This is a genomic window from Streptomyces sp. SBT349, assembly GCF_001083795.1.
In the GTDB taxonomy this organism is placed as follows: domain Bacteria; phylum Actinomycetota; class Actinomycetes; order Streptomycetales; family Streptomycetaceae; genus Streptomyces.
Window position 1 is genome coordinate 23,936 of the sequence record NZ_LAVK01000045.1, and the last position, 7,652, is coordinate 31,587.

Here is a 7,652-nt window from a genome sequence, read left to right on the forward strand (position 1 = left end):
AGGAAGCGCCAGGAAAAAGTAAGGTCCCGGTTGCGGGATGAACGCGGGAGCGGAGAATTCCGCCGCTTCGCATTCTCACGCCGAGCGCGGGCACCGCGCGGTACGAATTAAAGAAGCAAAGAACCATAGTCGCGAACCAGGGAGCGTCAGCATCGCTGCGTGTGATTCGGCGGTCACCGGCTCGGGCACCGTCGCACGGCAGCGAGCCTCCCGGAAGGACCGATATCCGTGGCACAGCGTGTAGTGGTCACCCTCTCCGACGACATCGACGGCGGAGAGGCATCGGAAACGATTGCCTTCGGACTTGACGGGAAAACGTACGAGATCGACCTGAGCTCGGACAACGCCGAGAGGCTGCGCACGGCCCTCGCCCCCTACGTGGAGGCCGGGCGGAAGCGGGCGCGGTCGGGCAAGGCGTTCCACCACACCGCCGTCGCGCCCGACCCCAAGGCGGTGCGCGCGTGGGCCGAGTCCAACGGCTTCGGCGTACCGGCGCGCGGGCGCATCCCGAAGAAGGTGTACGACGCCTTCAACGAGGCACACGCCACCGTCCATTGAGCCGACTTGCCATGAACCCCGGTTGATCGGCTAGAGTCTGGAGCACGCCGAGGGGCCACAAGCCCCCAGCCAGGCGGGTGTAGTTCAGTAGCAGAACACCCTCTTTCCAAGAGGGAGGCGCAGTGTGCGATTCCTGTCACCCGCTCCAGCCACTCCCCACCTCCGGGTGGGGACCCCGCCCCCGGGCGGGGGTATAGTGAGCGTCGTGCGGACGTGGCTCAGTTGGTAGAGCATCACCTTGCCAAGGTGAGGGTCGCGAGTTCGAATCTCGTCGTCCGCTCATGTGAAGGGTCCGGTCCTGGTGACCGGGCCCTTCGTCATGCCGTGCTCCGGGCCGTGGGTCGTTGACCGGCCCTGACATTTGTCATCCCGGTTCATGACGGCCGGCACTGCCGGTCGGCGGCCTCTCGCCCGAGGCTGGAGGCATGGACACCATGATCGATGTGCGGGGGCTGCGGCGGCGCTACGGGCCGCGCGGCGAGGGCGGGTTCGACGCCGTGCGGGGGCTCGACTTCTCGGTGCGCGGCGGCGAGGTGTTCGCGCTGCTCGGCACCAACGGGGCGGGCAAGACGTCGACCGTCGAGGTGCTGGAGGGGCTCGCGCCGCCCACCGAGGGGCAGGTGCGCGTGCTGGGGCGCGATCCGTTCCGCGAGCGCGGGCAGGTGCGCCCGCACACTGGCGTCATGCTCCAGGACGGTGGTTTCCCCGCGGATCTGACGGTGACCGAGACGGCGGCCATGTGGGCGGGCTCGCTCAGCACGCCGCGTCCGGTGGCCGAGGCCCTGGAGCTGGTGGGCCTGGGTGACCGGGCCCGGGTCCGGGTCAAGCAGCTGTCGGGCGGGGAGCGGAGGCGTCTGGACCTGGCGCTCGCGCTGATGGGCCGCCCCCGGCTGCTGTTCCTCGACGAGCCGACGACGGGGCTCGACCCCCAGGCGCGGCAGGCGTCGTGGCGGCTGGTGCGGCGGCTCCGGGACGAGGGGGTGACGATCGTGATGACCACGCACTACCTGGAGGAGGCCGAGACCCTGGCCGACCGGCTGGCGATCATGCGCGAGGGCCGGATCGTCCTGTCGGGGACCCCCGACGAGGTGAGGGCGGCCCGGCCGGCGCGCATCCGTTTCACGCTGCCGGAGGGCGTGGACCCCGCGCTGCTGCCGGTGGAGGCCGCGGTGGTCTCGGGGCTCCGGGTGGAGGTCCCCACCAAGGAGTTGCAGCGGACGCTGACCGATCTGCTGCTGTGGGCGCGGGAGCGGGGGCACGAGCTGGACGGGCTGGAGGCGCGGTCCGCCTCGCTGGAGGACGTGTTCCTCGCCGTGGCGGAGGAGGCCCGATGAGTACCCCGACGAGTACCCCGACGAGTAGTACCCCGACGAGTACCCCGACGCGTTCGAGGACGGCCCTGCTGGTCCGGGGGATGCCGGACGCGGGCGCGCGGCGCCGGATGTGGGCGCTGGCCAGGGCGGAGCTGACGCTGCTGGTGCGCAACAGGACGGCGGTCTTCGTGTCGCTCCTGATGCCGGTGGTGATGATGGGGCTGGCGTACTCCAGCTCGGGCGAGATGGAGCTCGGCGGCACCGGCCTGACGCGGGGCGAGGCGGTGGTGACCGGCGGCATGGGCATCGTGCTGGTGCTGGTGATCTACACGGGCCTGATCCCGATGTACGTGGCGCGGCGCGAGGAGCGGACGCTGAAGCGGCTGCGGACCGGGGAGCTGACGGACGCCGAGATCCTGACCGGCGCCGCGGTGCCCGCGGTGGTGCTGGCGCTGGTCCAGTGCGCGGTGCTGGTCGGCTCCGGCGTCCTGGCGTTCGACATCGGGGCGCCGCGGTCGGTGCCGGTGCTGCTGCTGGGCATGGCGCTGGGCTGCGCGATGCTGGTGGCGTTCGCGGCGGCGACGGCGGGGTTCACCAAGACCGTGGAGAGCGCGCAGATCACGGCGATGCCGCTGCTGACGATCTCGTTGACGGGCTCGGGGCTGTTCGTGCCGATCGAGGTGCTGCCGGACGCGCTGGCGAACGTCTTCCGGCTGCTGCCGCTGACCTCGGTCGTGGAGCTGATGAAGGACGGCTGGCTGGGCGGGCTCGGCGGGGCGGAACGGCTGCGCGCGCTGGGGCTGGCCGTGGTCTGGACGGCGCTGGCGGTGTTTGCTGTACGCCGGTGGTTCCGGTGGGAGCCACGCCACTGACCGCGCGGCACCGGCCCGGGCGGGCGGCGCCGGGAGGGCGCCGGGGCGGCGCGAGGATATGAGCGAGGGAGGGTCCGATGCGGAGTTCCGGCTGGCTGGGGCGGCTGCGTGGCGGCAGTCAGCGCAGGCGCGTCCACCAGTACTTCCGGTACTCGCTCGACTTCATCGGTGCGGTGGAGCTGGTGACGGTCGTCGGCCTGCTCGCGAGCAGGGCGACGACCGGCGGGTGGGCGCTGGCGCCGGTGGCCGCCATCGCCGTGGCGCGGTCGCTGCTGGGGGTGCGGATGACGCGGGCGGGCCTGCGGCACTACCTGGGCGAGGCGCCGCTGCCCGACGGGCTGCTTCCGGCGTTCTGCGTGCTGAGCCTGCTGGCCCTCGCCGCGCCCTCGGTGGCGATCGCGGCGGGTGGGCTGACGGAGGAGGCGCTGCCGGTGCTGGCCTACTCCGCGGCGTACTTCCAGGGCCCGGTGCTGCTGGCGCTGCCGCTGGGCCGCGGGGTCGGCCTCGGCGCCGTCGGGGTGGCCGCGGTGGCGGTGGGCGTGTACGCGTCCGGCGCCCCGTCGGGGGCGCAGCTGTGGACGCTGCTGGCGACGGTGCTGACCATGTTCCTGATCGGCCTCACCTATCGGAGCTCGGCCTGGACGCTGCGGGTGGTGGACCGGATGGACGCGGCGCGGGAGACGGAGGGGCGGCTCGCGGTGGCGGAGGAGCGGCTGCGGTTCGGGCGGGACCTCCACGACATCCTCGGGCGCAACCTGTCGGTGATCGCGCTCAAGAGCGAGCTGGCGGCGCAGCTGACCGTCCGCGACCCGGTGGCGGCGGCGGCGCAGATGACCGAGGTGGAGGAGATCGCGCGGGAGTCCCAGCGGGAGATCAGGGAGGTCGTGCGGGGCTACCGCGCGGTGGACCTGCACGCGGAGCTGGCGGGGGCGCGCGGGGTGCTGGAGGCGGCGGGGATACGGTGCCGGATCGAGCACATGGACGGCCGCCCGGCGGCGGCGGACGGCGGGGACGGGAGCGGGCTGCCCGAGCCGGTCCAGTCCACGCTGGGCTGGGTGGTGCGGGAGGGCACGACGAACGTGCTGCGGCACGCGGACGCGGCCCGTTGCACCGTGCGGGTGCGCAGGACGGCCTCCGGGGACGCGGTGCTCGACATGGAGAACGACGGGCTGCGGCAAGGGAGTTCGGGCGTCGGCGACGGAACGGGGCTCGCCGGGCTGCGCGAGCGGCTGGCCGCCCTCGGCGGGTCGCTGAGCGCGGAACCGGCGGAGGGCGGAACGTTCCGGCTGACCGCGCGCGTGCCGGCGGGAGGCGGGGGATGAAGGCGATCCGGGTCCTGCTGGCCGACGACGAGCACCTGATCAGGGGCGCGCTGGCGGCGCTGCTCGCGCTGGAGGACGACCTGGCGGTCGTCGCCGAGGCCGCCTCGGGCCCCGAGGCGCTGGCGATGGCACGGGCGCACCGGCCTGATGTGGCGGTGCTCGACCTCCAGATGCCGGGCGCGGACGGGGTGACGGTCGCGCGGTCGCTGCGGGGCGAGGTGCCGGACTGCGCGACGATGATCGTCACCGGGCACGGGCGGCCGGGCCATCTGAAACGGGCTCTGGCGGCGGGGGTGCGCGGCTTCCTGCCGAAGACGGTGTCGGCGCAGCGGCTGGCCGAGGTCATCCGCTCGGTGCACGCGGGCCACCGGTATGTGGACCCCGAACTGGCGGCGGACGCGATCAGCGCGGGCGACTCGCCGCTGACCGCGCGGGAGGCGGAGCTGCTCGAACTGGCCCTGGACGGCGCCTCCATCGCGGAGATCGCGGCCCGCGCGGGCCTCGCGGCGGGGACCGTGCGGAACTACCTCTCCGCCGCGGCGGCCAAGGTCGGCGCGGAGAACCGCCACGCGGCGGCGCGGATCGCCCGCGAGCACGGCTGGGTGTAGCGGGGCCCCGCCGCGGGGACGGGCGGATCAGTCCCAGGAGACGCCGGTGAGCAGGCGGAACGCCTCGGCGTAACGGGCGCGGGTCCGTTCCACGACCTCCTCGGCCAGGGCGGGCGGCGGGGTGTCCGCGGCCCGGTCCCAGCCGGCGGCGGGCGAGGTCAGCCAGTCACGGATGATCTGCTTGTCGTAGGGCTTCTGGGGGCGGCCCGGGTTCCACTCGTCCCTGCGCCAGAACCGGGACGAGTCGGGGGTCAGCACCTCGTCGGCCAGGACCAGCGGGTCGCCGGGACCGGCGCCCGGCGCCCGGCCGAACTCGAACTTGGTGTCGGCCAGGATGATGCCCCGGTCCCTGGCGATGTCCCGGGCGCGCCCGTAGAGCGCGAGGGTGGCCTGCCGCAGCTGCGTCGCCGTCTCGGCGCCGACCCGGCGGGCGACCTCCTCGTAGCTGACGTTCTCGTCGTGGTCGCCGACGGCCGCCTTGGTGGCGGGGGTGAAGATCGGGCCCGGCAGCTCGGAGCCGTCGACCAGGCCCGGCGGCAGCGCGAGGCCGCAGACGGTGCGGTCGCGCGCGTACTCCTCCAGGCCGGAACCGGTCAGGTACCCGCGGGCGACGGCCTCGACGGGGAGCATCGACAGGGGGCGGCAGACCATGGTGCGCCCGGCCCAGTCGGCGGGGGCGCCGGGCGGGGGGTCGGTGGAGATCACATGGTGCGGCGTGAGGTCGGCGAGCTGGTCGAACCACCACATGGACATGCGGGTGAGGATCCGGCCCTTGTCGGGGATGGGGGTCGCCAGCACCCAGTCGTAGGCGGAGACCCGGTCGCTCGCCACCATCACCAGCTCGCCGGAGTCGGCCCGGTAGAGGTCGCGGACCTTCCCGGTGTGGAGGTGTTCGAGACCCGGCACCCGTACGGGTTCCGGCTTGTCGACGAATCCTGGCACCGTGCCTCCCGGCGGCTCGTGGGGACGGGGCGCCGCCCCCGTCCCATTGTCACGCAGCCGCCCGCGGGGCCGTCCGCGTGGGGGCGCCCGGGGCCGCGGGCGCCCGGGGCGGGGTCAGTCGCGCTTGCAGATCCGGTCCAGCAGATTGGCCGTGGCCTTCTGCACCCGGGGCTCCATGTGCCCGGGGCGGCCGAGCGCGGGCGTCCAGGCGAAGGTGCCCGAGGCGAAGACCCAGGCGCCGCTGGGCGCGCGGTAGAGCGAGGTCTCCTGGTGGCGGCGCGCGCCCGAGGCGTCGCGGTAGGGGGAGTGGGCCAGCAGGATGCGGCTGGTGGACTCGGGCAGCGTGGTGCGCGGGAAGTAACGGTCCGCCTCCCCCGCCACGAGCCCCGGCAGCTCGTCGCCCTCGTGCGCGCCGGTGGACTCCCACAGCCAGTGGTCGGCGTTGCGCACCACCAGCGGGTGCGGGTGCGGGACGCTGCCCGCGTACTGGATGCCGAGCAGCTGCTGCTCGGGGCGGCCCTGCTCGCGCCAGAGCGGGGCGCGCCCCGGGCCCTGGCGCTTGCGGCAGCTCAGCAGCCGGTCCTGGTCGCCGGAGGGCAGCGCGTTGAGCGTGACCTGCCAGTACATGGTGTTGGCGGAGAGGAACACCAGCGAGGTGCCGCCGTCGCGGGCCTCCTCGACGGCGCGGCGCATCGGCGCCGACCAGTACTCGTCGTGCCCGGTGAAGACCAGGCCCCGGTAACGCGCCGGGTCCACGCGCCCGGCGTGCAGGTCGCGGGCGGTGGCGTAGCCGAGGTCGTAGCCGAACCGCTCGGCCCAGCGGATGAAGTCGTAGGCGTGCCCGGCGTGCAGCGGCAGCCCCGAGCCCGCGTAGGGGCGGTCGAAGCAGACGGTGATGGCCGCGTCCTGCTCGCCGAGGAGGCGGCCCGCGCCGTCCCACGCGTGGTACAGGCTGGCGCCTCCGCGGCCGTCCTCGGGGAAGAGGTTGTACGCCTGCCAGGTGATGTCCGGCAGCACGAGCAGCAGGTCGGCGGGCCGGTCGTCGCGGACGGCGAACGGGACGTGCGAGCGGAACGCGCCGTCCGCGGTGGTGAGCACGGCGACATACGCGCCGGGCAGCCAGTCCTCGGGGACCACGAGGCGCCAGGAGAGCCACCAGTGGTGGCAGGAGACGGTGCGGCCCGCGGCCAGCGGCGGGGGCTGGCGGATGCCCATCAGCTTGGGGCTGCTGAGCAGCAGCCTGGCGCCCTCGTCGCCGAAGTACCCGATGCGGTAGACGTCGATGGTGAACTCGCGGGGCGGGTCGACCGTCACCCGGAAGTCGAGCGGGCGCCCGGGGGCGACCACGCCGTCCGTGACGAAGCCCTTGATCTGGCAGTCCACGTCGTCGGCGGCGCGCAGGTTGGCCGCCATCCCGCCGCGGCCGGGGAGCAGGACGTGGCCGCCGCCCAGCAGGTGGCCCTCGCCGGCCCGCACCCAGGGCAGGGGTCCCTGCCCGAACGGGTCGGAGACCGCGCGGGTGAGCGCGCCCGCCTCCCACCGCCGGACGTGCTCGGTGCTCTCTCGCACGCTCCCCTCCCTGCGCCTGATCGACGGGCGGTGCCGGTTCCAGCACATCACATCCCGCGAGCGTACGGTCACCACTCGTCGCGTCGTGAGCCGGAGGCGCCTGCCTGATATTGGCGCCAAGGGTGAAGCGTGTCGAGTCCCCCGGCGGGGGACAGCCGGGGGACGCAGGGGGACGGCCCGGCCGCCTCAGACGAGGCGGACCGGCTTGTCCTGGCGGACGCCCGCGTCGGCGAGCCAGTCCCCCAGCGGCTCGGGGTCGCCGTCGTCCACCAGGCTGTGCACGGGCGCCGCGAGGTCGTTGCGGCGCGCGCCGCCGGTCACCAGGACCGGGCCGTCGAGCCAGTCGAGCCCGGGGGCGGCACCGGTGGTGTCGGCGGCGGCGCAGCAGACCGCGGCGGCCACGTGTTCGACGAGCGCCTCGCGGTCGCCGGGCGCCGGTCCCCCGGCCGGGTCCTCACCGGCGGCGGG

At 74.3% G+C, this 7,652-nt stretch carries 7 protein-coding genes, 2 tRNA genes and 1 pseudogene; 7 read left to right on the forward strand and 3 right to left on the reverse strand.

Going from position 1 to position 7,652, the window contains the following annotated elements; translation table 11 throughout:
- Nucleotides 1-228: 228 nt before the first annotated feature.
- The 7 genes from ADY01_RS08475 (at nt 229) to ADY01_RS08505 (ending at nt 4,673) form a co-directional block, all read left to right on the forward strand.
- On the forward strand, nt 229-558 hold the full coding sequence (locus tag ADY01_RS08475; protein WP_049568301.1) for a histone-like nucleoid-structuring protein Lsr2: 330 nt from the start codon (nt 229-231) through the stop codon (nt 556-558).
- A 73-nt stretch (nt 559-631) separates the two neighbouring features.
- Nucleotides 632-706 (forward strand) — tRNA-Gly (locus tag ADY01_RS08480).
- Between the two features lie 59 nt (nt 707-765).
- A tRNA-Gly gene (locus tag ADY01_RS08485) sits at nt 766-838 on the forward strand.
- A gap of 154 nt (nt 839-992) precedes the next feature.
- Nucleotides 993-1,892 (forward strand): ABC transporter ATP-binding protein, encoded by a 900-nt coding sequence (locus ADY01_RS38000; protein WP_053170629.1) that lies wholly within the window; start codon nt 993-995, stop codon nt 1,890-1,892.
- On the forward strand, nt 1,889-2,743 hold the full coding sequence (locus ADY01_RS38005; protein WP_107081672.1) for an ABC transporter permease: 855 nt from the start codon (nt 1,889-1,891) through the stop codon (nt 2,741-2,743). Before ADY01_RS38000 ends, ADY01_RS38005 begins: the two co-directional genes overlap by 4 nt.
- A gap of 77 nt (nt 2,744-2,820) precedes the next feature.
- A complete protein-coding gene (locus ADY01_RS35940; protein ID WP_053170626.1) occupies nt 2,821-4,065 on the forward strand; it encodes a sensor histidine kinase in 1,245 nt (414 codons plus the stop codon).
- Complete coding sequence (locus ADY01_RS08505; protein ID WP_049568312.1) at nt 4,062-4,673, forward strand: response regulator transcription factor; 612 nt, start codon at nt 4,062-4,064, stop codon at nt 4,671-4,673. Before ADY01_RS35940 ends, ADY01_RS08505 begins: the two co-directional genes overlap by 4 nt.
- 27 nt (nt 4,674-4,700) lie before the next feature.
- On the opposite strand, the gene ADY01_RS08510 is transcribed toward ADY01_RS08505, so the two are convergent.
- From ADY01_RS08510 to ADY01_RS08520, 3 genes and pseudogenes are all read right to left on the reverse strand, one after another.
- Nucleotides 4,701-5,615, reverse strand: coding sequence for a phosphoribosylaminoimidazolesuccinocarboxamide synthase (locus ADY01_RS08510; RefSeq protein WP_049568315.1), 915 nt, complete (start codon nt 5,613-5,615; stop codon nt 4,701-4,703).
- A 114-nt stretch (nt 5,616-5,729) separates the two neighbouring features.
- Nucleotides 5,730-7,232 carry a N,N-dimethylformamidase beta subunit family domain-containing protein gene (locus ADY01_RS08515; protein ID WP_420715618.1) on the reverse strand — a complete coding sequence of 501 codons (1,503 nt, stop codon included), beginning with the start codon at nt 7,230-7,232 and terminating at the stop codon, nt 5,730-5,732.
- A 138-nt stretch (nt 7,233-7,370) separates the two neighbouring features.
- Nucleotides 7,371-7,652 (reverse strand): annotated as a pseudogene (locus tag ADY01_RS08520) (hypothetical protein); the annotation flags it as partial.